The 24,378-nt window shown below is 44.0% G+C and carries 25 protein-coding genes; 6 read left to right on the forward strand and 19 right to left on the reverse strand.

Annotation, left to right across the window (positions count from 1 at the left end; genetic code table 11):
• Window positions 1–133: 133 nt before the first annotated feature.
• The 4 genes from MKY19_RS24910 to MKY19_RS24925 all read right to left on the reverse strand — a co-directional run bounded on the left by MKY19_RS24910 (window position 134) and on the right by MKY19_RS24925 (window position 2,812).
• The gene (locus tag MKY19_RS24910) at window positions 134–1,006 is read right to left on the reverse strand and encodes an AraC family transcriptional regulator (RefSeq protein ID WP_339798376.1); all 873 of its coding nucleotides are present in this window, start codon (window positions 1,004–1,006) and stop codon (window positions 134–136) included.
• 188 nt (window positions 1,007–1,194) lie between these two features.
• Window positions 1,195–1,575 carry a FlxA-like family protein gene (locus MKY19_RS24915; RefSeq protein ID WP_076286012.1) on the reverse strand — a complete coding sequence of 127 codons (381 nt, stop codon included), beginning with the start codon at window positions 1,573–1,575 and terminating at the stop codon, window positions 1,195–1,197.
• Window positions 1,576–1,778: 203 nt separating this feature from the next.
• On the reverse strand, window positions 1,779–1,970 hold the full coding sequence (locus MKY19_RS24920) for a hypothetical protein (protein WP_339798378.1): 192 nt from the start codon (window positions 1,968–1,970) through the stop codon (window positions 1,779–1,781).
• A gap of 383 nt (window positions 1,971–2,353) precedes the next feature.
• The gene (locus MKY19_RS24925) at window positions 2,354–2,812 is read right to left on the reverse strand and encodes a hypothetical protein (protein WP_339798380.1); all 459 of its coding nucleotides are present in this window, start codon (window positions 2,810–2,812) and stop codon (window positions 2,354–2,356) included.
• A gap of 217 nt (window positions 2,813–3,029) precedes the next feature.
• On the opposite strand from MKY19_RS24925, the gene MKY19_RS24930 reads away from it, so the two are divergent.
• Window positions 3,030–3,722, forward strand: a complete 693-nt coding sequence (locus MKY19_RS24930; RefSeq protein WP_339798382.1) for a DUF421 domain-containing protein — start codon at window positions 3,030–3,032, stop codon at window positions 3,720–3,722.
• 50 nt (window positions 3,723–3,772) lie between these two features.
• Here MKY19_RS24930 and MKY19_RS24935 read toward each other — a convergent pair whose 3' ends face one another.
• Window positions 3,773–4,129 (reverse strand): collagen-like protein, encoded by a 357-nt coding sequence (locus MKY19_RS24935; RefSeq protein WP_339798384.1) that lies wholly within the window; start codon window positions 4,127–4,129, stop codon window positions 3,773–3,775.
• 237 nt (window positions 4,130–4,366) lie between these two features.
• On the opposite strand from MKY19_RS24935, the gene MKY19_RS24940 reads away from it, so the two are divergent.
• Window positions 4,367–5,089 (forward strand): YheC/YheD family protein, encoded by a 723-nt coding sequence (locus MKY19_RS24940; protein ID WP_339798386.1) that lies wholly within the window; start codon window positions 4,367–4,369, stop codon window positions 5,087–5,089.
• A gap of 88 nt (window positions 5,090–5,177) precedes the next feature.
• On the opposite strand, the gene MKY19_RS24945 is transcribed toward MKY19_RS24940, so the two are convergent.
• From MKY19_RS24945 to MKY19_RS24970, 6 genes are all read right to left on the reverse strand, one after another.
• On the reverse strand, window positions 5,178–5,501 hold the full coding sequence (locus tag MKY19_RS24945) for a hypothetical protein (protein WP_339798389.1): 324 nt from the start codon (window positions 5,499–5,501) through the stop codon (window positions 5,178–5,180).
• A 103-nt stretch (window positions 5,502–5,604) separates the two neighbouring features.
• Entirely contained in the window at window positions 5,605–6,552 is a 948-nt protein-coding gene (locus MKY19_RS24950; RefSeq protein WP_339798391.1) for a hypothetical protein, read from the reverse strand.
• On the reverse strand, window positions 6,549–7,106 hold the full coding sequence (locus MKY19_RS24955) for a sigma-70 family RNA polymerase sigma factor (protein ID WP_339798393.1): 558 nt from the start codon (window positions 7,104–7,106) through the stop codon (window positions 6,549–6,551). The genes MKY19_RS24950 and MKY19_RS24955 overlap by 4 nt, the downstream gene beginning before the upstream one ends.
• Before the next feature lie 150 nt (window positions 7,107–7,256).
• Window positions 7,257–7,901, reverse strand: a complete 645-nt coding sequence (locus tag MKY19_RS24960; protein ID WP_339798395.1) for a hypothetical protein — start codon at window positions 7,899–7,901, stop codon at window positions 7,257–7,259.
• Between the two features lie 156 nt (window positions 7,902–8,057).
• Window positions 8,058–9,056 (reverse strand): NADP-dependent oxidoreductase, encoded by a 999-nt coding sequence (locus tag MKY19_RS24965; protein ID WP_339798397.1) that lies wholly within the window; start codon window positions 9,054–9,056, stop codon window positions 8,058–8,060.
• A gap of 16 nt (window positions 9,057–9,072) precedes the next feature.
• On the reverse strand, window positions 9,073–9,417 hold the full coding sequence (locus MKY19_RS24970; RefSeq protein ID WP_143759553.1) for a metalloregulator ArsR/SmtB family transcription factor: 345 nt from the start codon (window positions 9,415–9,417) through the stop codon (window positions 9,073–9,075).
• A gap of 310 nt (window positions 9,418–9,727) precedes the next feature.
• Between MKY19_RS24970 and MKY19_RS24975 the strand changes: the two genes are divergently transcribed.
• From MKY19_RS24975 to MKY19_RS24985, 3 genes are all read left to right on the forward strand, one after another.
• Window positions 9,728–10,771, forward strand: a complete 1,044-nt coding sequence (locus tag MKY19_RS24975; RefSeq protein WP_339798399.1) for a helix-turn-helix domain-containing protein — start codon at window positions 9,728–9,730, stop codon at window positions 10,769–10,771.
• A gap of 282 nt (window positions 10,772–11,053) precedes the next feature.
• Entirely contained in the window at window positions 11,054–11,587 is a 534-nt protein-coding gene (locus tag MKY19_RS24980; RefSeq protein WP_339798401.1) for a sigma-70 family RNA polymerase sigma factor, read from the forward strand.
• The gene (locus MKY19_RS24985; RefSeq protein WP_339798403.1) at window positions 11,574–12,731 is read left to right on the forward strand and encodes a DUF4179 domain-containing protein; all 1,158 of its coding nucleotides are present in this window, start codon (window positions 11,574–11,576) and stop codon (window positions 12,729–12,731) included. The genes MKY19_RS24980 and MKY19_RS24985 overlap by 14 nt, the downstream gene beginning before the upstream one ends.
• Before the next feature lie 162 nt (window positions 12,732–12,893).
• Here the strand turns inward: MKY19_RS24985 and MKY19_RS24990 are convergent, their stop codons facing one another.
• From MKY19_RS24990 to MKY19_RS25005, 4 genes are all read right to left on the reverse strand, one after another.
• Entirely contained in the window at window positions 12,894–14,633 is a 1,740-nt protein-coding gene (locus MKY19_RS24990; protein ID WP_076285995.1) for an ABC transporter ATP-binding protein, read from the reverse strand.
• Window positions 14,630–16,411 (reverse strand): ABC transporter ATP-binding protein, encoded by a 1,782-nt coding sequence (locus tag MKY19_RS24995; RefSeq protein WP_339804501.1) that lies wholly within the window; start codon window positions 16,409–16,411, stop codon window positions 14,630–14,632. The genes MKY19_RS24990 and MKY19_RS24995 overlap by 4 nt, the downstream gene beginning before the upstream one ends.
• Before the next feature lie 171 nt (window positions 16,412–16,582).
• Complete coding sequence (locus MKY19_RS25000) at window positions 16,583–17,608, reverse strand: AraC family transcriptional regulator (RefSeq protein WP_339798406.1); 1,026 nt, start codon at window positions 17,606–17,608, stop codon at window positions 16,583–16,585.
• Between the two features lie 260 nt (window positions 17,609–17,868).
• Complete coding sequence (locus MKY19_RS25005; protein ID WP_042191434.1) at window positions 17,869–18,183, reverse strand: hypothetical protein; 315 nt, start codon at window positions 18,181–18,183, stop codon at window positions 17,869–17,871.
• A 234-nt stretch (window positions 18,184–18,417) separates the two neighbouring features.
• On the opposite strand from MKY19_RS25005, the gene MKY19_RS25010 reads away from it, so the two are divergent.
• Complete coding sequence (locus MKY19_RS25010; protein ID WP_042191436.1) at window positions 18,418–18,738, forward strand: hypothetical protein; 321 nt, start codon at window positions 18,418–18,420, stop codon at window positions 18,736–18,738.
• Window positions 18,739–18,996: 258 nt separating this feature from the next.
• Here the strand turns inward: MKY19_RS25010 and MKY19_RS25015 are convergent, their stop codons facing one another.
• The 4 genes from MKY19_RS25015 to MKY19_RS25030 form a co-directional block, all read right to left on the reverse strand.
• A complete protein-coding gene (locus MKY19_RS25015) occupies window positions 18,997–20,760 on the reverse strand; it encodes a family 10 glycosylhydrolase (protein WP_339798408.1) in 1,764 nt (587 codons plus the stop codon).
• Window positions 20,761–20,767: 7 nt separating this feature from the next.
• Complete coding sequence (locus MKY19_RS25020; RefSeq protein ID WP_339798410.1) at window positions 20,768–22,414, reverse strand: extracellular solute-binding protein; 1,647 nt, start codon at window positions 22,412–22,414, stop codon at window positions 20,768–20,770.
• Window positions 22,415–22,448: 34 nt separating this feature from the next.
• Window positions 22,449–23,339 carry a carbohydrate ABC transporter permease gene (locus tag MKY19_RS25025; RefSeq protein WP_042191442.1) on the reverse strand — a complete coding sequence of 297 codons (891 nt, stop codon included), beginning with the start codon at window positions 23,337–23,339 and terminating at the stop codon, window positions 22,449–22,451.
• A 95-nt stretch (window positions 23,340–23,434) separates the two neighbouring features.
• Complete coding sequence (locus MKY19_RS25030) at window positions 23,435–24,361, reverse strand: ABC transporter permease subunit (protein WP_042191444.1); 927 nt, start codon at window positions 24,359–24,361, stop codon at window positions 23,435–23,437.
• Window positions 24,362–24,378 lie beyond the last annotated feature (17 nt).

Here is a 24,378-nt window from a genome sequence, read left to right on the forward strand (position 1 = left end):
AATTTCCATTATTCTCTCATATGTAAAAATAAGGGTCAATCTCAACTTTACAAACCATCCCCCACAACAAAAAAAGGCCATCCTTCGATGGGATGGCCTGACAAATCAGAAGTACAATAGTAATCACCGTTTATTATTTTTTCAAAACCGGTATCCAAATCTCACTTCTGAAGGTGGGTGAAGATATATCCTTACTCTCATTCCATAAAATCTCCGGGCCTCTTGCCAACTCATAATTAGCGGTAGGGAACCATTCAGAATAGATGCGTCCCCAGACATTTTGCAATGTATCGGGGAATGATCCAACGGCTTCGAATACAGCCCATGTTGCTGCAGGAACATCTAGTTTCGTTAAATTTTTGGGGCATTCCTTGGTTGTAGCAACGCCAACATAATGGTCAAGTTCCCCCTTTTCTTCCATTCTCCCCTCAGAAAAATTCATCGATGCTTGAATCAGTCCCTGAGGTTCGACATTCGAGAGCTTTTTGAGCTGGTCGATGTCATCGCTAGTTAAGCTTTTCCACATAGATGCGATTTCCGGATTTACGCCATTAAATTGGATAGGTACCCTTCTCGTAATGCCTACGATACAGAATGACTCTTTTTCAATGATACGATAGTTCATTGCACTTCCCCCTTGAATCGTTAATTGAAAGGTCAAGCGCGGATAGGCTTTTAATGAAGGGCCATGCAACTTTACCGAAGAGGGCGGAATACCGTGCAAGCCTTGGAAAGCTCTAGAAAATGCGTCTGCTGAGCTATATCCATATTTCACCGCCACATCCATAACTCTTAATTCTCCAGCTTGAAGCTCAAATGCCGCAGATGTCAGGCGTCTCCGACGGATGTATTCTGATAGCGTGATGCCTGCAAGAAATGAGAACATTCTAGAAAAATGATATTCGGAACAACAAGCCAACCTCGCCGCTTCCTTCAGGTCTATATCATCAGCAAGATTCTCTTCAATGTATTGTAGAGCCCCGTTCAGATTTGCAAGCAAATCCATTCGAATGACCTCCCTTCACTAACAATATAGCAAGTATCGTCGGCATCCATCCGACATCTCATGCACAGTTTTGCTGGGTACCTAGGAGAAACTTGCCGCTACTTAAGATACGGTTCACCGCGCATTCAAAAAAGAGGTGCGAAAAGCCGGTTCATCACCGGACGCTTTTCGCACCTTCTCTCTCTTGCCTAAATTAACGCGTCGAAATGGCCCTCCGAGTTCACCGTCGCCGTCCGGGGATCGGTCAGACCGATGCCCTTGAGGCCTCCCTTCCACTCAATCCGCGAGAGGGGGAGGTGATCTTGAAGCGGAGAAGCCGGTACAAAATTTACGGGGGCGCTACTCCCGCTTTTCTGTACGAGTTGGGACTCCAGCAGCCGGATTTGCCGCTGCAGCTGCTCTCGGCGATAAGGAGTCTGCATCTCACTTCCTTGTGCCGCGTTTACTTTATCCAGTTCCATCATCAGCCGGTTCCGCTGTTTCTCCAGGGAACTGACATCACTCTGTGTACCGCCGTAGGCCGCAATGGTCTGTACGGAGCTGATGCCTGATACTGTCTGTGCCGCCATGATCTTTCCCTCCGTTTCCATGGCTACCAATCCAAATTCAGCCAAATTTGAAAGTTCTAATCATCTTTATTACCCAGCAGGCCCCGTCATGACAACATCACAGCCTCAATTAGAGAATAATCGTCATATAGTCTCAGTCGGCCGCTTGTTTCGACCCTACCAAAGACCCATCGAAGGCTGGCTAAAGTCCCTTCAGAGCTCCCTTACTCGTCCTTCAACCGCCGCTGATACAAAATGACAGACACTACTGTTAGCACAACCGTCCATGCCAAGGTAATGAGGAGGGGTTTTAATAAATCTCCCGTCGTAAAGCTTATAATGCTTATTTCTAAGAAATACACAAGTTGAGTGCTTGGTACGTACTCCAGCACTTTGAAGATAGGAAAATCATCCACTAGTAACGTTCCCCATGGTGCTATGAGCCAGCTAATATATGGGCGTTTGTGGCAGTAATCATTCTTTCGATTATTCTGTACACTGCAGCCGGGACGATTTGCGGTTTATTCTCCAAGACGTTGCTTGAAGCCTCATTATCTATACTCCCTGTGGCGTTCATATTTATGGGGGCTAAAATCGATTTCAGGCGGATTAAATAAAATCACTTTGTCATTTCTTTTGGTTGAGATCTTCTGCAAGGTTATATTGGTCTCGTCTTGTTTCCGTAATTCCTGCTTATCCTCTTCGATGTCCCGAATATCCAATGGATGAAATCCGGACTCGTTCAACCGATAAATGGTATCACAGGAAATAAGGGCATCCTCTAAATTCGAAGTTAAAATCAATATCTGCTTTTCTTGCGAAAGATCATCCAGAATCCGTTTGAATTGACGACGATCCTCCTCTTCCAAGTAAAAATAAGGTTCCTCCAGTACAAGTGTAGGCTGATGCGCAAAAAAACACGTAGCAAGGTCACATTCATCCTTTTCGATGAGCTTAGATCCTTGATCCTCACCTTCCGTTCTTCTTTTAGAACAAAATAATCCATTAACAACTCGGCACGCTCATTCCTCTCCGTTACTTGGATAAGAAAAGTAATTAGCTCTTCCACCGTTAAACGCATATACTCGCTTTGCCCAGCCCGAAATATATAATATTGAGAATGGTCCACCAATTGATTCATTAAAAGCTGCTTTCGCTTCAAGTCCGTTATAATGGCAACCGATTGGTTCAATGTCATATTTAATTCAATCATCGGTAGTAATAATTCCCCGTCATAATACATTGGTTGAAATTGCATTCCGTCCTCCTGATCAGCGACACAACTTGGATATATAAAACAATTATAAAGTCAGGATACTTTTTTGTCAGTTTCTAACTAAAAACATAACGGCATGTCCTATCTAAACGTTCGTCCAGCCGTTCATGTTCATTCGATTCCTTTCACTTAACAAGTATAAGCGAGGAAAATGGGGGTCACTTTAAGACTATCTGTTATGCAAGAAGGGGCTCAGCATATGACATATGGAGAAATTCTATTTCGTACGGCAACGTCTTTCGTTGCTCTACTCGTTTTGACGCGTCTTCTCGGTAAAAAACAAGTCGGACATCTAACGTTTTTCAATTATGTAACAGGGATCACCTTCGGCTCCACCACTGCGGAAATTATCGTCAACAGACAAATCACGCTGCTGCAAGGAATATCTAGCTTGGTCTTATGGTCACTCTTGGCGTTCAGCGTTGCATTGATCGGACTGCGCTCTGTCAAAGCACGTGAGATTCTCGACGGCCAACCTACGATTCTCGTCAAACAAGGCAAGATTCTGGAAGAGGCATTAGCTAAGCAGCACCTCAACATCGACGATTTAAGCATGTTGCTTCGGAATAAGGATGTCTTCTCACCCGAAGAAGTCGAATTTGCAATTCTGGAACCTGACGGTAAACTTAGCGTGTTGGTAAAAGAAGAACTGCTGCCTGCAACAAAAAAAGATATAAAAGTAAATGTTGCACCTATTCACAATATCCCAACTGAGCTTATCGTTGATGGTAAAATCGTAGAAAAGAATCTTAATAAAATAGATGTCTCCGTTGTCTGGCTCAACCAACAATTAAAGAAAGCCAACATTCATTCTTTAGATCAAGTATTTTACGCAGAGCTCCAATTGGACGGGAGTCTGTATATCGACAAATACCAGGATATGAATCCATAAAAGACCCCCAAAGAGAACAGCCCCCAGACTGTTCTCTTTCGCTGTCTGCCTTAGAAGCAGGTGAACGAGCGAATCCGATTCAGATCAATACCGAAGTACCCCCAGAAGAGACCGAACCATCTGAACCCTGCAACAGAATTACGCCCGACGAATACCGGGAAGAACCAGAATTGCTCGCCGTTGTTCAGCCAAATGTATGTGTTGCGGAACAAACAGCCTCTGATCGCACCGGGGTCGATGGCAAATGCGGTGGCCGACATTTGCGGTACGAATTGCGGTGGAGGTGCCGTCGGCGCTTGAACGCCTCCCGGTGCAGCTCCTGGAGGTCCCGGAGTCCCAGGAAATCCACCTGGTCCACCCGGAAACCCTGGGAATTGGCCGCTTCCCGGCGTTGGAAAAAATCCCATATGTTATCACTCCTTTCAATGAGTAGGCACAATCATCATATGCATTCGCGGAAAGAGTGTTTGGGCGAATGCCAATAAATAATCCGCGCCCAGCCGAAGCTGAACAGTAATGAAATTAAGCCGCCTAAAAGCCTTTTTCACCTGCTTCGGCTCATAAATATGGACGAATATCCACTTATGCTGATTCCTAATTTGACTTAGAATTACCGTAGAAGATTGAAAAAGGCTGTGATTCTAATGTTAATCAAAAGAGACAAATGGTTGCAATATCGCATCCTTCGCAAAGGCTCCTTTCTCGCCGGACGGCTGCCAGAGACACAGTTGCTTAAGAAGAACGCATTAACGAATATGCTGCTTCACTATCAAAGCGTCGTATTGAAACCTCGCAACGGGAGTTACGGAAGGGATATCCTGTTCATTAAACGAAACGGTGCAAACGCCTATCGTATTCATAACGAAAAGAAAGCTTTCACCATGACAGACAGCGATAAGTTATTTAAATTGTTCCGTAAAAAAAATAGAGGTCGTGGATATATCGTCCAAAGGCGTCTGCAGCTTGCCCAAATTCAACACAAGCCATTCGACATTCGGGTAATGGTTCAGCGACAAAAGAGCACTTCATCCACTTGGAACGTGACAGGTTCATACGCGAAAGTTGCGGAGCAAGGATATCTAGTCACGAATGTGGCTAGCCGCACCATTCCAGTCCTTGAGGCACTCAAATTAGCCCGAATCGGAGATCGGAGCTTGCTTATCAAAGCGGAACAGATCGCATTATTGGCAGCCACACGACTGGGAGAGCGTTACCCCAAGCTTAGACAAGTCGGGTTCGATATAGGCATCGACAGGAACTGCCGGATTTGGATCATTGAAGGCAATTATCAACCGGACTTACGCCCATTCCGACTCTTGAAAGATTCCTCAATGCATCGCAGAATATTATGGTATAAGAAACATTAGAACGAAAAAAAGACGACCAGCCTCTTATCTTTGGTCTGTCGTCTTTTCATGCTTGGTGCCTATCCTTGATAATACCCCGCTTGCAATTTTACTTACGTCTTTTGTTACTTACAACACGCGTCACTTGGAACTTATTTACCCCTACCTGTATAATGGCAAACTGGCTGTAAGAAGTGCCGGAAGACGTATAAGGTTCCGCTTGAATATTTCCACTCGGCGTTCTAACCGTTGCAGTGATTCTAGTCACCAAACAGACTCCACGGCTAGAAGCTTTCCAAGTCTCATCACGCTGAACATTATAATTGTCATCACTACATAAGATGGATGCATATTCAACTTTTCCAAATGCATTAAACGATGTGGAGTTAACGATCTGTACGGGGTCATAACCGCCAGCTTTTCTATTTCCCATCCTCAAAACCTCCCTTATTATCGATATTATTCATTAAATGCAATTCCATCGTTTTGGTAAGGTATAAATGTGGACAAGAAATAAAAGTACGTTTATCCGATGGTCACAACCCCTTCTCTTTTACTTCTATTATCTTTTTACTAAACTGATATTTCACTGTAACATTCTCAATAATCTCAGTATTCTGGTAGGCAAGAGAACCTTCAAATACTAATGTATCATTGTCTTTCCACACCAGGTTATCAGCATAGCTATAATTCTCATGATCGGTGCGAATCCATGTATCTAATTCTTTTTGTGCACCATATTTGACTCTTGCAGATTCTATTAACTCTGGACTTGTCATTCCCTCTTCAATATTGCTAATTTGAACGAAATTACTTTTATTAGAGCATGTTACGATCGCAATTAATTTATGATTTGGAGAAGGGATCATTTTTGTAATATACATAGATGGTGCAGAAAAACTTAAATATTCTTTAAGCACATTGTCTTTTATTCTCCAAATGACATTTTGACTTCCATAGTCCGAATAATTATTAAACAACGTAAATATCATACTTCCATCTGCTAGCTTAACAATATAAGGGCTCCGATAACTTTTCGACAAAATATCTACGGCAAAAGCAGCCGCATCAGCGATTTTTTGATTCTCATTTTTTATAAATGGCTGAAGTTCTTTTAACGCTTTTACTCTCAACGTGGGATCATTAAAGCTTTCTACCAGCCTATTAATAGCAATATATACATATTCATTATTATCACTTTTTAAAGCATGTAGAAATTTTTCCGCATCATATTGAGTAGCAGGCTCTAACTCCATGTCTTCAGCATTTAAATAACGTATGTAAGGCTCTGAATTTTGATTTTTATAATATTCTGTTGCTAATAAAGCTGAAGCGGTTGAACTATATAGGACAAGACAGGCAACCAAAATAACCCACTTTTTAGAAATTCCTTTTTTCCTTTTCTCTGTTCCATTGTGCCCAGCCGCTTCAATTAAGTTTTCATCAATGAGTCCGATCTCCTTAAATAAATCTTCTTTTTTCATAGGTTAACCCCCTCTTTGTCTAGATGAACTCGAAGTTTATTTCTTGTCCTAAATAATATGGATTTCACTTTACTACTACTCATATTAAATCTCATAGAAAGCTCATCTATTGAATAGGAATACCAGTACCTTCCAATAAATATGTTTCTCGCTTGCTCATCTATGCCATATAAAAATTGATTTATTAAGTTTGCGATCTCACCTTCTTCATACTCTGTTTCTACAGTATCAGGCGAAGCTAGACATTCTTCTAGTTCCGTTAGAATGACTTCAAACTCACGATTACGCTTTTTCGCTGTGTTATAACCATACTTATCAAGCGCAATATTACGGGTGATCTTCCCTAAAAATACCGAAAAATTCCTAGGCAGATTAGGCGGTATCGCATTCCATGCCGCTAAGTATGTATCGTTCTCACACTCTTCAACATCCGAGAAATTCGAAATAATGTTTCTTGCAATGACTCTGCAGTAAGCCCCGTATTTATTTTTAGTCTCTAAAATGGCTTGCTGTGAACGCTGTAAGTATAGGTGGATTATTCCTTGGTCTTCCATTCGTTTTTCTCCTTTTAAACACTCTTATCTATATAGTAGAGAATTCTTAGGATGGGTTGCACTTATATTAAAATTTACACCAATATATAAAGACAACCCCCTCCTAAACAAGGAAGGGGTCTTTGTAATAGATCTGCCTTTTGGTTATCTCTACAATCCAAAATGTTCTCTAACTAACCTAAATTGTTCTTCCACGCTCATACTTGGTATTCTTTCAACGGTTTTGATCCCCATTTTATTACAAGCAGTCTTAATCTCATTGGAGAACTTAACCATAGATTTGTTACCGTGTTTAATCGCTTCTTCTGGATTTATCGTGTAGGCGTTAATACAATCTAAAATCATCTTATGATCTTCTCTAAAGTAATATAATCTCTCTATCTCTTCGTCGGACGTATAAAAACAAACCATTCTCTCTTTTGGAATAAAAGGTAGTATACGCTCAGGCATTATTCCTAGATCAATTATTATTGGTTTATCATTAGGCATTGTTAACAAATCAATGATAAAGAAGTCCATCATCTCTTCGACGATTTGAAATAGCCATTGGCAGTGCTCATCTACAGGTTTATTGAACCACTTATTCCAATCCAAATCAGGATTAGGAAATTGAAGGGCAGGGTATTCAACAGGACTAGTGAATGGTCTGTATTTTAAGACATCATCCCCCAATGTTTGAAAGCCTAGCTCCTCTACAAATTTCTTGGTCATGGTAGTCTTCCCAGCACAAGGCCCCCCATTAAGCCAGTAAACATGTTTTAATTGTTCCTTCAAATAATTATTATTTATCTTCATCCGGTACACCCCATATGATTTGTGTAGTATCTTACTTTAACACGTTGGTTTCGGAGAGGTGGCGGATTCTTATCTTCCTATAACAGTGAAAACACATCGAAATTCTCCTTTCTTGGCACAAGTAGTTATATTCTACGAGTGGGGTTAAATTCCCTATCACTTTATCTTTAATACGATCTTTCCTTTTGCCCTGCCCAATTCAGAATACTCCATCGCCTTCTGAGCTTCTTCGAAAGAGAATATTTGATCAATTACAGGCTTTATTTTCCCTGCTTCTATAAGCTCCGAAATGATCTCCAATTGTCTCCCGCTTGGTTTCATGAACAAGAAGCTGTATTTGGCATTATATTGCTTTTCTAATTTTGTTAGCTTACGAGTAACCAATCGAAAAAGACTCGTTTTTATAAAACCAGACCCATATTCAACTCCGAAGCGTGCATTGGGCAGCCCAGAAACCGATACAATTTGTCCGCCTGGTTTGACTATTTTAAAAGCCTTTTCTAATGTCTCTCCGCCAATCGTATCGAATACTCCATCATAATTTTGTAAGACCTTATCAAATTGTTCTGTTTTATAATTGATTATTTGATCGGCCCCAAGAGATTTGACCAGATTAGCTCCAGCATCGCTAGTAGTTGTAGCTACATAAACTCCCATCGCTTTAGCAAGCTGGATAGCAAAGGTCCCAACGCCGCCCGAACCAGCTTGAATCAATACCTTTTGCCCTGCCGATAGCTGTAATATATCATGTAATGCTTGATAGGATGTAAGCCCGACTAATGGGATTGACGCCGCTTCCTCAAAAGAAAGATTTTGTGGCTTTAAGGCTATATCGTCCTCATGTATGGATATATATTCTGCGAAAGTTCCAATTCTATTTTTTCTTGGCCGTCCGTATATTGCATCGCCTATTTTGAATTTAGTTACTTTGTTTCCTACTTTGGTGACTATACCTGAAAAATCATTTCCTAACACAAGCGGCATATCGTATTTCAACAACATACGAGTTTTGCCATCCCGCACCTTGAAATCGATAGGATTAATACTCGCTGCATGGATTTCTGCCAACACATCATAATCACCTACTGAAGGAGTTGGAATGTCTGCCATTAGAAGAGGACTTTTCCCGTATTTTTCAATGATCATCGCTTTCATTAAGAAACCTCCAATTCTAATAATATTGTTCCATAAATTCATCGAGATGGTTTATAAGATTTTTTAACACTCCTAATTTTGTTCTAACGTCCATAAAATAATAATTTTTAGAGCCTTCTTCCCTCACCATTATAATTCCAGCTTCTCTTAAGATTCTTAGATGATGGGAGACAGCAGGTCGTGATAGATGCGTTTTTTCAGTAATCTCACCTACGCGTAACCCGTTCGTACAGGTAGTCTCCATAAGTACAGTAATAATAGATTGTCTTGTCTCATTACCAATAGCTAAAAAGACCTTCTGACACATCTTGAAATCGTCTTTGATGACTTCGACTTGTTGCTGTTTATTAATGATTCTCACCGCTTTCGTTTCGTTCAATCGTTTAACTTAGTGAACCATTTGCTGACGAGTATGTCATAACAAGATATGCTCCGCAACCTTGAGAAAGAAAATCGAGATCACAAGTAAATTTTTTACATTCCGTCGCCTCCAACCCTCAGAGGAGAATTGTCGATAAATCTCAAATCGCCCTTCTTATAAATTGAACCAATGTCCTACAAGGTAACCTGATAGGTTAATTCGCTTAACCAAGCGGTCATTGAGGATATTTTATACTAAAAGTTATAATTCAATTGACTAGTCGAAATGATACGAATTGGAGGTTATCCAAATGAATGTTGAGATAGGAAAAAAAATAAAGACTCTTCGTTTACAAAAAGAAATGACTCAGGAAGAACTAGCAGCAAAACTGAATCTGTCATCCCAAGCAGTATCTAAGTGGGAAAATAATGTAACCATGCCTGATATTCAAATTCTTCCTGATTTATCCGTGATTTTTGGTGTTACAATTGATGAATTATTTGCATTAACCGATGATACCCATTTAGAACGAATTGGAAATATGATTAGTACTGAACATTTTATATCCGAAGACGATTTTAACTATGCTGAACAATTTTTAAAAGGAAAAATAAATGATGCGCAAAAAAAATCCCCATCCCTCACCTTGCTAGCTCAGTTACACATTCATCGTTCAGATGAGCACCGTGAATTGGCTTCCCATTATGCTAAGGATGCGCTGCTATTAGCTCCGGACAGCAAAAGTAATCATAATGCCTTGCGAGATGCGGAGAATGGAATCATTTTTGATTGGAACTTTTCAAATCACCATAAACTCATTGCGTATTATAAGAATTTCGTGCCGAATCACCCGGATTACTGGCAGGCTTATGTTTGGCTTATGAACTACTTAATCGCAGACGGCAGATGTATTGAAGCAAAAGAAATTCTGGAACAATTGAACCAAATCCATCCTGGTCATTTATATCAAAAATATGGAGGGCTGATATGCAAGGAAGAGGGCAACCTTTCTCAGGCGCTGGCTCTCTGGGAGCAAATGACTGATTTGTATCCTGAGGATTGGCTTGCATGGTCCTCCAGAGGAGACTGTATGGCTAAACTTTGCAGGTACGACGAAGCCATAGAATACTATTCCAAAGGTTACGAACTACAGCCAAGTCCAAAGTATACAGATGCATTTGAAGCCATTTCTCATATATATATAATAAAAGGGGAATATGATAAGTCTATTGAAAAGCATCACGAAATAATTGAGCTGCTAGAAAGGGACTGGAAAGTCACAGAGGGTAAGACCGTTGATTTTTATAAGAGAGAAATAGAAAATTTAAAGATAATGTTGAATAAACAAACCTAACATTTATAAAAATACCAAATAACATGGACGACTGGCCCTTTCCGCCAAAACGGCGGAGGGGGCTTTTGCTTTTAGTAAGCAAAACTGCCCCACCAGATACTACATTATTTTGTGAGTCCAGAATGCTTGGAGAATCCCATGTGTGCTGATTTGCCCAAGCGGTGCAGTCCCCCGATATCTTAGGTTTACTTTCGTTGTAACCTTCTAGCTACCTACCCGATCTAATATTTAAGTAACGTTACGAATATCCTAAGACTTTTAGTCAAGAAAGCAGGTAAATCTTTGCATATTAATCCTATTGTCGTCAAAGCCAAAGCTGGGGACTCTGAAGCATTCGTGCAGCTGATGCAAGAGATAGAGTTACCTCTGTATAGAACTGCAAGGTCCATCGTCAACAAAGACGAGGATTGTGCAGATGCCCTGCAAGAGACGATGCTTAAAGCCTTTAAGTCCATCCATACACTCAGAGAGCCCGCTTTTTTCAAAACGTGGATCTTCCGGATCCTGATTAATGAATGCAACAAAATGATCAAAAACAACGCAAGAGCCCTCCCTTATGGAGAGCTTCCCGAAGTCCCTTCCATTTCCAAGGATTATGAGAAAATCGAAATATGGGATGCCGTTCAACATCTTGAGGAGAATCTACGGATTGTCATTCACCTTCATTACCTACAGGACATGCCGATCAGTCAAATTTCCGACATTCTCGAAATTTCTACGGTAGCCGTGAAGACCCGGCTGCATCGCGCCCGCAAAAAGCTAAAGCATTCATCTCAATTTAATCAAGAAATGGAGTTGCGACATGGTAAACACTAAGTTAGAAGAACAATTAAAGAACTGCCAAAGCCTGCTTCCCGATCAGTTATCGGATATTGCCCGCTCCAAGCTGAATGAGACTTACCAAATCATCAGGGAAACCGATAATTCCATTTCCCCCGTTCAGAAAAAGAAAAATGTATCTAAAACTTTTAATAAATGGTTGATTTCCACTGCAGCCGCTGCAATTCTTGGAGTTACAGTCCTTGCTTCCGGCTTTGTATCGCCCGCAATGGCTGATGCACTCAAGCAAATTCCGGTTCTGGGACAAATCTATTCATTATGGGGCGAAAACAACGGAGATCCCGGTGTTCAACAAGCCGAAGATTTCATCACAAACGTAAACCAAAGCGTGACCCATGGCAATGTTACTATGAATATTCCAACGTTGTTATTTGACGGGACCCGAATTCTTATGAACATAACCACTCCTGGAAACCGTCTGGCTTCGGAGCCCAATTCGCCGGCTTCCGATGCAAATAAAGGGGCGGTGGATACGTTAGAGGTTCTCTATAAAGGCCAATCTCTGAACGCAGGTTATGAATTCATGGACGGTGAGACTGCTTCCAGCCTAATGGTTGATGTTACCAGCACTACTAGCTCAAACCATTCTGTCCAGTTCCCTGATCAATTTGACTTGACTGTAAATGTAACGTTAAAGGGTTACGATGTCCCGTTCGAATTCGTTCTGCCCGTTACAAATTCAACGCCCGTTACCGCTCTAACTTCAGAGGAAACCAAGCATCACGATAACATTAACTTGCAGATCAGTAAGGTGGAAATCACCCCAATCACAACGCAGGTCTCCGTTGAGTACAAAACCAAACCTGGCCAGAGCGTAGAAGAAATGCTCGCTTCTGTCCCTTCGAAATATAAGGTTGCTAACGGGGGCGTCATCGCTCTTCAGTTTGACATTGTGGATGAACATGGTGTTCAACTGAAGCCCATCGGTGCTCACCCCTTAAGCGAATCTTATAATGTTCGTTTTGAACCCTTCAAGACTATACCGAGTACCGTAACCATCAAACCGTACTTAGTCGTTTCCGAAGGTCAAGCTCCAGCTGGGACTAAGAGACTTTGGGAAGACAACAATATGGTCAAGGAATATATCCCTGAGCTGGAGACTGTACTTTCGGTGCAATAGTTCATTTGTAAAAAGGACATTATTCTCTAGGATTAAAAGGGTATGTAAACCTACAAAAGACGAAGCCATAAATGGCTTCGTCTTTATATTTAGATGGCTTCAGGTAGATTCATCCTTTGTGATAACCATACGTTTGCCTCCTAAAAGCGTGAATGAAGTTTCCTATGATGTGATGCGGAATCCGACGGATTGCTGCTGCAGCTTCCAGAGACGGTCGTACAATCCGCCTCGTAGTAGTAAGGCTTCATGTCGTCCCTGCTCCACCAGTCGGCCATCTTCCAGCACAATAATGTTGTCTGCACCTCGTATGGTTTTCAGCCGATGCGCGATAACAATAACGGTTCTGCCCGTAATCAGCGCATCAATTCCCTTCTGGATTTCGGCTTCATTCTGCGGGTCAAGCGATGCAGTAGCCTCATCCAGCAATACAATAGGAGCGTTCTTAAGAATCGCACGAGCAATGGAGATCCGCTGCTTCTCCCCTCCGGAAAGCGTACTGCCACCCTCGCCTACCGGCGTGTCATAACCTAGCGGTAATTTCATAATGAAATCATGGCAACGGGCCATTTCTGCTGCTTGTTGAATATCCTGCTGCGACGCGCCCGGCCGCCCAAAGGCAATGTTGTTTCCAATGGTATCTTGGAACAGATACACATCCTGAAACACAACCGACACAGACCCTAGCAAATGTTCTGGATCAATATCTTTAATATTGCGTCCGCCTAGCAGAACACTTCCCTCGTCAGGATCATAGAAACGCGAGATCAAACGCAGCACTGTACTCTTTCCGCTGCCGGAGGGACCCACGATTGCAGTCAATGAACCTTGCGGCATTTCTATGCTTAATTGTTTGAGAACAGGCTCACCTCCATAGCTGAAGGTAACATTGTCAAAGCGAATGGTACTGCTATCGGGAAGTGGAGCTGTAGTCCCTGTCATTACCGGCTGGCGAAGCAGGTCTACGATGCGTTCACCCGCTTGTTCGTTGTACCGGAATTCAGCATAGTTGGCGAGCGCCGTCGTCAGTGGATCATAGATGCGTGTGCCGACAATAAGGAATACCGCCAGCTGCAAAATACCGAGCTCCCCGCCTAACAATAGATGTACACCTACGTATACCATTAAGGTCAGACCCGCACGAAGAAGAGCCATAGCCGTTAGAATGACCGGTCCGAATATCCCTTCAAGCTTCACACTTTCCTTCATCAAAGTTCGAAAAGAGCTATCCAGACGGACAAAGCGTTCTCCCGTCAGGTTGTAGGCTTTCATCACCCGAATACCATTCAAATACTCCTGTAGCCGATTCGCGGCGTTCAGTTTCGCTTTCATATGATTCGTCCCTAATCTGCGCCGCAGTCTGCCTGACAGGTACATAATTAGGAGGGCAACCGGCAGTGCCACGAACATGGAAAGCGCCATCCGCCAGTCGAGGAATAGTAAACCCGCAAGTGCGAATATCGGCAGTACAAAAGCCCCTGCAAGCTGTGGCAGCAGATGTGAAATTCCTGTCTCAACCAGCGTGAAATCGCCCATCATCATATTGGCCAGATCACCGGGATCCCGGCGCGTCAGGTAGCCTAGCGGAAGCTTACGCAGATGTTCTGCTAATTCCGCCCGTCCCTGTGCCGCAACATTGTAAGCCCCGCGGTATGCAGTGCGGTAAGCGGGGATCTCGCTCAGGAACATCAGTACCATAACAGCAGCTAGTCCCGCGCAAATCCACCAAAGCCGTTCTATCTGAAGCTCTGCACCCACCGTAATATAAGGAGCAAAAATCAACCGTACCGCCTCAATTACAAGCGCAAACGGAAGCACACTAACTATGTTAGCCAGTAAGGAAAAAAGTACAGGCTTCAGCAGCTGCTGCGGTTTGCCAGCAGTAATATTGTGCAATACCTTCATAGCTGTTCCCCTCCTTTTTCCAAATGCCAATCTCCAGCGTCACTGTAGGCATGCCACATTTGAGTGTAAAGTCCATTGAGATCAATCAAACTATCGTGATCTCCGCGCTCCACGATTTGCCCATCTCGCAGTACCAGAATTTGTGCGGCTTCACGAATAGAGGAGAGTCTGTGAGCAATAACAATAACCGTCTTCCCGCGCATAAGCTCCGTTAGTGCCAGCTGCATGTGATGCTCATTTTCCGGGTCGGCAAAAGCAGTCGCTTCGTCGAGTACAAGTACCGGTGCATTTTTGAGGATAGCCCGGGCTACCGCAATACGCTGCTCTTCACCACCGGAGAGATAGACGCCACCTTCACCGATTAACGTATCGTATCCCTGCGGAAGCCGAGAGATGAACTCGTCGCATTGCGCAGCTCTTGCTGCAGCCTGAACTTCATCCAGCGTGGCTCCCGGTTTGCCGACGGCAATATTCTCATACAAAGTGTCATAGAACAGGAAGGTCTCCTGAAATACAAAGGCAACTGTATTCATCAGTTCATGAATCGCCATATGACGGATATCCACTCCACCGATACGGATCGCACCCTCTTGCGGGTCCCAGAACCGCGGCACCAAGCTGGCCACCGTCGATTTACCTGAACCTGACGGTCCAACCAGCGCTGTAACCTTCCCTTGTTCTGCCCGGAAAGAGACCTCGCTGAGCGCAGCCGCAGCCCCCTCTTCTTCATTGTAGGAGAAGGTTACGTCCATAAATTCAACGTCGAAAGCTTGCGGTGATAGCGGCTTTGCTATTTCTGGTACAGGCTGCTGTGCCAAAAGACGATCCATCCGCTCTACGCCTTCGCCGATATCCCGAGTGCTCGAAGCCAGCATAAGCAGTTTATAAAGCGGAGATGATACGCCTGGCGCCATAATTAGAAAGAACAGCAGCACAAGCGCAAAGGACATGGAGGCCGGCCGACCGCTTAGCATAAAGACACCCACCGGTAAAATAAAGGTAAACGAGGAGGCCAGTAATGTTTTGAACAGAACATAACCTGACTGATAACGGTCCGTAAACTCCAGACAATAATCACGGTATCTGGTCATATCACTGTAGAACTTTCGGAAGGAATGCACCGTCTGCCCGAACACCTTCACCGCTGGCATCCCCCGCACATACTGCACCGCCGAAGCATTGATCTGCTCCAAAGAATCATGATACTGCTTCACACTGGTTTTCCCCTTACTACTCATCATAAGTGCTGACTGCACAACCATTCCTATGAGGATCGGTAGAAGGCAGGCTACAGCTAACGGCGGACTCAGCCAGAACATCGCCACAATCATCAGCACCGTAGACGCCAGCGCGCTGACCAGATCAGGGAGCTGATGCGCTACGAAATTTTCCACCTTGTCGACATTCTGTTCCAGCGTCTTCTTCACTGCGCCGGTCGAAGTTCCATTCAGGAAGCCGAGCGGCAGTCTGCCCAGATGCTCAGTCATTCGTACACGCAGATTATACTGAATACGAAAAGCCGCAATATGTGAGCACATAATACCGCAATACGAGGTCACCAGACCTCCGATCAATCCGCCGAGTGCAATCCATCCCCAGCGAATCATAGCATCACCATCAACCTGTCCAGGAGATGCGGCATGCCGCAGTAGCTCGGCCAATATGAAATAAACAGACAAAAATGGTACCAGCATTAGCACGGCGCTGACAGATGACAATACACCAGACAGGATCAGCAGGCCCCGCTTCTCTCCGGCAATCTCCAGCAGTCTCGACATGCCAGTTTTGGTTTTACTCACAGCTGTTCCCCCACTCTTTATAATTACGCACAAAAAAAGTGCACTGAGAATGATTCTCTGTGCACTAGTGTATAGGAACGCTCTTCATAGTTGCTACCATTTCCGGGATTATAATCAACCAAATCAGGAGCATCTGTTTTCGATGTGAGCTTACATCCTTGTTCCTAAAGAACGCTGTCTACCACTGATCAGATACTCTCCAGGACGCACACCGAATTTTTTACGAAAGGCTGCTGAGAAATGGCTGACATTCACGTATCCGACTCTGGATGCTGCTTCACTTACCGTCATATTTCCATGTTCTAGCAGCTGCTGTGCCCTTTGCATCCGTTGTTCGATCACATAGGCATGGACAGTATAACCGAACATTTCCTTAAAGCCCTTCTTCAATTTGAACTCATTAAGGCAAATAATGCGAGAGAGCCCTGCTAGCGTCGGTGGATGTAAATAATCACGTTGCAGAATTTCCTTGGCTAGTCGCAGGCTCTTCATATCATCTCTAGATAGCTTGACTGTGTGGGAAATCCGATCAGCTTCAAATAAAGATTCATTGAGATAGACAGCCATTAGCTCCAGCATTTTCCCCTCCAGATAGAGTTCCCGCATACCCTGACTATAGGAACAATCCGCAATTTGAGACAGAATGAGTCGGATAGATGGTGTGATTGCGTTTTTGCCAAAAAACAACCCAGCTCCTCCTCCGGCTTGGAGCCGTGTATCCTCGGTCAGTCCGCTGGTCATTCGCTCAAATTGTGCCGGACTCATATCTATGCTGAGGAATCTGTAGCCCGCTCCGCTAAGGTATATACAATTTTCACTTCTTACTCCGCCGTGAAGCAGCACACTTTCTCCTGTATCTATGGCAAAATAGTCCTGCTTCAGCGAGGTCCCCCATTCAATTCCGTGTCCCATGCAGAATATCAGCTCCGTACGAGGTGTTCTAAACTCGCCCTTCGCTTCAATATCCCGATTAAATTGGAGATCAAAATCCGTCATTTGAAGATAACGCTGAGTAAGCAGGCTCTGGCAGCTACCCTTCCCTAGCTCGACCGGTGGTTTTATCTCAAAGTGGCTTCCGTCCAACTGGTAAGTAATATTAAACCCTTCGCATCTAAGCGTCTTATGGGCATCAATCGTTTCCGCTTCATTCAGACCATCGCTACGCTTCATGCTCATCCCTACTTCCCCTTACTTTGGATTCATTATATATGTATTGAGAATGATTATCAATTGAATGTTCTTTTAGCAAATATGCATAAACAACAAAAAACCTTCCCACACCCCTAAGGGTGAAGAAGGCTTATATGCATCACTTTCGAAGACATGGCCAGCTATATTTTCAGCTCCATAACCACCTGTGAACGGCCTTTAACGTTTAGTTTTTACATTACATTGGTGGTGGGGGGAAGGTGAGATGCATCCGATTGTTCACCAATTTAAATTGCTAATCCCTCCAATCGTTCAATTAGCAATGGAATCGCTACTTCAATCCAAAACTCCAGACAAACATGCCCACTGGACATACCACCATGACTGTATTTCTCACAATAGATTTGTTTATCTAAATCACCTAAGCTACTTCCTGTTAATTCCTCAAATGCGTATTTGAATATCTCTGCAAACTCCTCACCTGTACATGGATAATTCACTTCCTGAAAGTACCTCTCTAGCTCATCCCAAAGATATGGATCCCCTCTTAATCCCCACCTTTTTGGTCGCTCATTAAAAATAACTGATACTGTCTTTAGCATCCCCAGCCTCCGCCGCTTTCGAATTGGTCAACTATAACTTAACTCTATGAAACAAGTTAGAATTTCCGATATATCGTACTCACTTAATCTGTGTAAACAGTACTACTGTATCATTTTTAACCGCCAATTGTTCCAAATCCAATTATAATGTTTCTGACAATAATTAGATGATTTCAGACTGGCCAATTACTTAAAACTATTTAAAAATTCGATTAATATAGGGAGAAGATATAAATGATATTTTTTTCAGAAAATTCAAAAATACCAGATAAATATGCAGACTTTTTGAATAAGATTGCAACTTTCTTTGGGGAAGAAGAGAATTTCAAAGGTATAGTAAACGACACTATGGAAATCTTAAGACTGTCGTTTAAGGATGATATTTCCGATGCAGAATTGTTAAAGCGCGCAAGTCTTAATGGTATCATTAATGATCCTGATGTCTTTATGGAAATGATAAGTGACAATCCTGATAAAACCAAAATAAAAACAGTTTATATGGAAGAACTTAATGCTTTGTATTACACGATAAATGACATTTTCAGAACACTATGAGCAAAGAAAGAAGACATTCACCCGTATTTCGGAGATGAATGTCTTCTAACCCAATCTGCTTTGCACTGTGTTCTGCCGATTATATTACATCATCAGATTCCAAAGTCAGCCGGTATCCGTTCTTTCTCTCCCTGACAGCAAATCCCCAGGCTTCGGGTGCTTTCCAGGAGGTCTAAATACAAATCAAGCCTCTGATATCTTTGCTTTGCCCATAAAAAATAAAGCGAATGATGATGTATAGTTGTAATTGTATTAGGCTTAATCCGTAACCTTCACATTTCCAAACACGGCCTTATTCCTCGAATCATCCCCCGGATTGCTGAGCGCTATGCCAATATACACCTTACGATTCATCGGGATCTGAACAGTTCCAACCGTCTGCCAGTTATTCCCGTTCGTCGAAATAGCCCCTTTGAAGGTATTTCCGCTTCTGGTCAGCTTTAGCCATCTTGGAGCCGAGGCAGCCGCAGTATGGTCGACCATATTGCCCGCGGTCTCTGCACGATACTGGAAGGTTGCCCCATTCTCGGGGGTAAGCATCATATCTGCGTGCTTCGAATTATGACCCAGCGACTCCCGAATCATAATGCCGGCCTTGGCCCAGCCGTCCAATCGGCTAGTGGACTGCACTTTAACATTAATCTCCGCATTGCCGCTCACGGATTGATATATATAATTCAGTTGATCTCCATTTCCCCAAATATCCGTAGAGCTGCTGCTGAGTGTATATTGCTTATTGGATGAATTGTAGGTAACGTTTCCCGGCATGGAACCGATATTTCGAGCCTTCCACCCTGCTGGTAATTGAGCCGGATAGTCTTGTTCTACCGGAGGCGTCCAGCCTGGCGTCGGCCAGGTTTCACGTTCCTTGATATTGGCCAGTTCATCTTCTGGCCAGGCCCCGTAGGCAAAGAACGACAGGCGCTTCACGTCCGGATAATTCTCGCGGATTCCCTTGTAAATCTCCTGATATTGATCATCAGTCCAGTCATTATCCAGTGTGGCTACAATCTTCACGTCACCGCCACTGATCCGGTCGCTCGTATCCTTCAGGATGCCGTAGGAAGTGCTGTATACCCAATCACTATTGAACTCCCAGTCATCAAAGTACGCCATCGGTGCGACAAAGTCGATATCATCTTTGAATTTAGCTAGATTCTGTCCAACCTCTGTAAATTCCGGCGGCAAAATATACACACCTAGCTGCACATCCGGATTTGAGGATTCGGAAATATCCTCACGGATATCGCCCACATACTGTCCAATTTGTTCAGTTCTCCATTCATTCCACTGCTCACGCTGAGGCGAATCCGTATCGAAGTCAATGCTGAGCGGGGAATATCCGAACTGCGCCTGATACTTCAGGGCCGTGTAATCACTGACGTCCATGTTGTAATTGTCGAAGCGGATCCAGTCTAGCACAACACCGTCAACAGCATAATTCTCGATCACTTCCTGAATGATGGAACGCTCATACTGCTGCACTTCATGGTGAATCGGATTGACGAAGTATTCGTTGCCGTTAGAACCTGTGAACGGAGTCTGAACCCCGTTAACCAGCGCTTGCATCTGCCATTCATCGTGAGCAAGGAAGGCTTGCTGATCATGGAACTGGGGAATCCAGGCATGAACCTTAATTCCTGCAGCATGGGCTGCTGTAATGACAGCCTGCAGGGCATCGAAATTCTCGTAGCCTTGCGCGATCGGAGCGATATCACTCTGATAAAATACACTTCCAGACGGAACCTCATCATCTTCATCCTGCTTCACGTTCATGCTGATGACATCGACACCGTAGCTTGTGGACAGCTGGATGAAATTATGGACATCCGCCGTATTCTTAAACTGGTTTACGGTCCGTACAATAACTTCCGTTTCAAAAGGGGGATTACTCTCCTCATCGGCCTTAGCCGGCACGGAACCACCTACTATCGAAGAAACCAATACGAAGCTTAACATTGCTATGCATCTCGATCTCAGCGCAAATGCCATAATATCGCCTCCACAAGTATAAGATTTCATAAAAGTCTTATTTCATCGCGTTGATTTTCTTGACATTCTCCTGCCATTTTTCGGTTCTGAACTCAAGCAGCTTATCCAGCCCCGCTTTTTGGGTGTTCTTTTTGGCTGTCTCCAGTGCTGACAATACCTCTTCATCCGACTTCGCCTGAACCATTTGTGCGTAAGCAAGGGTATAAATATCCCCTACATTCTGTGCGATGATGCCAATCTCCGTATCCGGTAGCGGATCGGTATTCACAAATTCCGTAATGTCCAGCGCGGTTTTCCAGGTCACCGTGGACTGCGCCACTGTCTCCCATGATTTCTGGTTCGCGGAAAGCAGCGCCTCTAAGCTCATTTTCGCCGTATCAATAAAGGTCGTATTACCCGCCCAGTTAAAGTCCTCGAATTTTCTCATCGTTTCGGTACGCTCGTTAGCAGGAGTCGTCTTGTATTTCTCGTTCGGAATTGGTGCTCCGTCTGCGTCCTCCTCATCCCAGTACAAGCCTTTAGGACCGAAGAAAAGCACCTTCTGTCCCTCCGGACCCGTAATCCAGTCAAAGTAAGCGAAGATGGCCTCCGGATCCTTGGCCTTTTTTGTAATGACACTGACGTTCCAACCCAGCGTCTCGAAACCGCTTACAAACACTTGTGTTTTGTCTAGTCCGGCTTTATGAATCGGCCAAATAATTTCATAACCGCTGTCCGGATTGTTCGCAGTCAGTGCACGGTGTCCCTCGGCTCCATACGTAGTGATATTGGATTCGACCATGACCGCTACCCGGCTGGTATTGACCTTTTCTTTGACCGCATCCTGGGTTTGCTGCAGTGCATCCTGCGTAATCAGCCGTTCACGATAGAGCTTATTGATATACAGCACCATCTCCTCGTAAGCGGGATCGTCCAAGATAGATGACAGCTTGTCGCCTTCCGGATATCCCATGAGTGAAATGAACTTACTGGTGGAGTTCTCCTTAAAACCGCCATACATAATTTCCAGACCTGCCCCCTTCTCGCCAACCTCCAGAGGTACAACATCCGGATACTTTTCTTGCACCAAGCGTAAATATTGATACAAATCATCAAAGGTCTCCAGCGCCGGTCTGCCGAGCTCATTATAAATATCTTTATTCACCATCCATCCGCCGTTGCCGAATTGCCCGGATGTATACCAGTTGGGGATTTGATAGATTTTTCCGTCATCTGAACGGAGCAAATTCAGGGTGGATTCCTTCACATATTTCTTGAAGTTCGGATACTTGTCATAGTAATCATCCAGCGCAACAAGTTGCCCTGCCTGCACCAGCCGTTCCACTGAGGATCCCCGGTCAGTAAAAATGACATCCGGTAAATCACCACCGACGATCATCGTGTTGAGTTTTTCTCCGGCCGCACCTCCCGATTGAATCGGTTCAACAGTAACCTTACGGTTCTCTTGAATCCATTTTGTCGCCTCATTATCCCCCCATGGTGATGTAGTAAGCCAGTCGTAATTTCCATAGAAGCTGAAGGTGACGGGCTTAATCCCGCTGCCGTCATCAGTGGTGACCTCAGTATTCAGATTTTTCTCGCTTGTGTTTGGTGAAGTGTTAGAATTCCCCCCTCCGCTACAGGCAGCGAGAAGAAGCACCAGCGAAGTCAGCAGAAGCGATACCCATTTCATACGATTGCCCATTCTTTTCCCTTCTTTCTACATAATATGGAGACTGCTATTCTTTCAATGAACCGATCATTACGCCCTTAACAAAGTACTTTTGGAGAAAAGGGTACGTCAGGATAATCGGAATAGTAGCGATCATCATCGTAGCCATGGTCAGTGACTTCGTAGTAATCGTCCGATTTCGGTTCATATGATCCAGCGCGATGGCATTCGATGAACCAATTTGGGTCATAATGTTGGAGTTCATAACCTGCCGCAGCAGGGTCTGTATAGGAAGCAGTTCGTCCTTCGTAATATAGATCGCTCCCGTAAACCAGTCGTTCCAGTAACCGACCGCAGTAAATAAAGCAATCGTGGCCAGCACCGGGCCGGAGACGGGAATAACGATTCGGAAGAAAATGCCGTAGTTACTGCAACCGTCGATTTTGGCCGATTCCTCCAACCCCTCCGGCAAAGCGTTGAAGAAGGTGCGGATGACAATCATGTTCCAGACGCTGATGATGCCGGGGATAATCAGAACCCAAAAGGTGTCCAGCATACCCAAAGAGCGAACTAGTAAATAACTAGGGATGAGCCCTCCACTGAAGAACATCGTAATCATGAAGAACACCATATATTGTTTTCGAAAAAGCAATGTTTTCTTGGACATTCCGTAAGCTAACAGGGCCGTGAAGAAGACGGACAATGCCGTGCCGCCGAGCGTTCTAAGAATGGTGATCAGAAAAGAATTCAGCAGGCGATGATCCTGAAACACAATATAATAATTTTCCAGGGTAAATGCTCTCGGTAACAAGGTTACACCGCCGAGCGCCGTATCGCTCCCTAGATTAAAGGAAATGACCAGCGCGTTCCAAAATGGGTACAGCATAAGTAGCGCCAGCAGCGTCAAAAGGATATAAATAGTCCGCTGCATGATTTTGTCGCCCAGGCTTAGTCTCATTGTTCACCTCTCCTAAAAGGTTTATGGAGCATTACTTACAGTCGATACATCCCAATAAAACTTGCATCGGAAGCATTCGCTATGAGTAGTAGTACCTACCAGAGACTAACATCTGCCCGGCGCGCGATTTTGTTGGCCATCACCAGCAGAATGACACTGATCACCGCTTTGAAAAGCCCTACCGCTGTCGCATAAGAGAATCTGGCATTTAATATCCCCACACGGTACACATAGGTGTCGATAACATCGGAGTAGGGTCGCAGGATTGGATTGGTTGCCAGCAGCAAAATGTCCTCGAAGCCCGCACTAAGCAGACTGCCGATGGCAAGAATCATAAAGATGATGATAATGGGGGTAATGCTGGGGAGTGTAATCAAGTGAATTTGCTTAAATCGGCTTGCTCCGTCTATGGAAGCGGCTTCATATAAAGTCGGATCAATGCCTGCAATCGCGGCCAGATAGACAATGCTCCCAAATCCGACCTCCTTCCACACATTTACACTTACTAGAATAGACCAGAAGTATTTGGGTAACGCCAGGAAGTTAACTGGCTCCCCTACCAGATTGAATCGCTCCAGCACATAGTTTACCGTTCCGTTGTCAACAGATAACAGCGAAAATACAAAACCGGATACAATAACCCAGGACAGGAAATACGGTAAATAGCTGACGGTCTGGATAACGCGTTTAAAGCCCATATTACCGATCTCATTCAGCATTAGTGCAAGAAGAATCGGTGCTGGAAAAGAGATAATCAATTTAAGCAAGCTAATCACAATGGTATTTCGCATCACATTCCAGAACTCCGGTGCCTCGAAGAACATTCTGAAATGCATAAATCCAACCCAGGGGCTCTTCATAATGCCGCCAAAAATATCGTATTGCTGGAATGCCATAACCACGCCATACATCGGAATGTAGCTAAAAATGAATACAAAGATAATTCCCGGCCAAACCATGGACTGTAAATCCAATTGACTGGTGAATTTCTTCCATCTACTTGGTTTCTCGGCCGTGTTCATCCGTTTTTCCTCCTCTG

This window comes from Paenibacillus sp. FSL R5-0744 (assembly GCF_037972555.1).
In the GTDB taxonomy this organism is placed as follows: Bacteria; Bacillota; Bacilli; order Paenibacillales; family Paenibacillaceae; genus Paenibacillus_AQ.

Bases quoted from the DNA above. Each gene is read 5' to 3' on its own strand.
- MKY19_RS24915 (WP_076286012.1), bottom strand. From the start codon at position 1,575: ATGGCGGCACAGACAGTATCAGGCATCAGCTCCGTACAGACCATTGCG.
- MKY19_RS24935 (WP_339798384.1), bottom strand. From the start codon at position 4,129: ATGGGATTTTTTCCAACGCCGGGAAGCGGCCAATTCCCAGGGTTTCCG.
- MKY19_RS24995 (WP_339804501.1), bottom strand. From the start codon at position 16,411: ATGTCGAGACTGCTGGAGATTGCCGGAGAGAAGCGGGGCCTGCTGATC.
- MKY19_RS24965 (WP_339798397.1), bottom strand. From the start codon at position 9,056: ATGAAAGCGATGATCATTGAAAAATACGGGAAAAGTCCTCTTCTAATG.
- MKY19_RS25030 (WP_042191444.1), bottom strand. From the start codon at position 24,361: ATGAACACGGCCGAGAAACCAAGTAGATGGAAGAAATTCACCAGTCAA.
- MKY19_RS25025 (WP_042191442.1), bottom strand. From the start codon at position 23,339: ATGAGACTAAGCCTGGGCGACAAAATCATGCAGCGGACTATTTATATC.
- MKY19_RS25015 (WP_339798408.1), bottom strand. From the start codon at position 20,760: ATGAAATCTTATACTTGTGGAGGCGATATTATGGCATTTGCGCTGAGA.
- MKY19_RS24910 (WP_339798376.1), bottom strand. From the start codon at position 1,006: ATGGATTTGCTTGCAAATCTGAACGGGGCTCTACAATACATTGAAGAG.
- MKY19_RS24960 (WP_339798395.1), bottom strand. From the start codon at position 7,901: ATGAAGATAAATAATAATTATTTGAAGGAACAATTAAAACATGTTTAC.
- MKY19_RS25000 (WP_339798406.1), bottom strand. From the start codon at position 17,608: ATGAGCATGAAGCGTAGCGATGGTCTGAATGAAGCGGAAACGATTGAT.
- MKY19_RS25020 (WP_339798410.1), bottom strand. From the start codon at position 22,414: ATGGGCAATCGTATGAAATGGGTATCGCTTCTGCTGACTTCGCTGGTG.
- MKY19_RS24930 (WP_339798382.1), top strand. From the start codon at position 3,030: ATGACATATGGAGAAATTCTATTTCGTACGGCAACGTCTTTCGTTGCT.
- MKY19_RS25010 (WP_042191436.1), top strand. From the start codon at position 18,418: ATGATATTTTTTTCAGAAAATTCAAAAATACCAGATAAATATGCAGAC.
- MKY19_RS24945 (WP_339798389.1), bottom strand. From the start codon at position 5,501: ATGGGAAATAGAAAAGCTGGCGGTTATGACCCCGTACAGATCGTTAAC.
- MKY19_RS24990 (WP_076285995.1), bottom strand. From the start codon at position 14,633: ATGAAGGTATTGCACAATATTACTGCTGGCAAACCGCAGCAGCTGCTG.
- MKY19_RS24985 (WP_339798403.1), top strand. From the start codon at position 11,574: ATGGTAAACACTAAGTTAGAAGAACAATTAAAGAACTGCCAAAGCCTG.
- MKY19_RS24975 (WP_339798399.1), top strand. From the start codon at position 9,728: ATGAATGTTGAGATAGGAAAAAAAATAAAGACTCTTCGTTTACAAAAA.
- MKY19_RS24955 (WP_339798393.1), bottom strand. From the start codon at position 7,106: ATGGAAGACCAAGGAATAATCCACCTATACTTACAGCGTTCACAGCAA.
- MKY19_RS24940 (WP_339798386.1), top strand. From the start codon at position 4,367: ATGTTAATCAAAAGAGACAAATGGTTGCAATATCGCATCCTTCGCAAA.
- MKY19_RS24950 (WP_339798391.1), bottom strand. From the start codon at position 6,552: ATGAAAAAAGAAGATTTATTTAAGGAGATCGGACTCATTGATGAAAAC.
- MKY19_RS25005 (WP_042191434.1), bottom strand. From the start codon at position 18,183: ATGCTAAAGACAGTATCAGTTATTTTTAATGAGCGACCAAAAAGGTGG.
- MKY19_RS24925 (WP_339798380.1), bottom strand. From the start codon at position 2,812: ATGCAATTTCAACCAATGTATTATGACGGGGAATTATTACTACCGATG.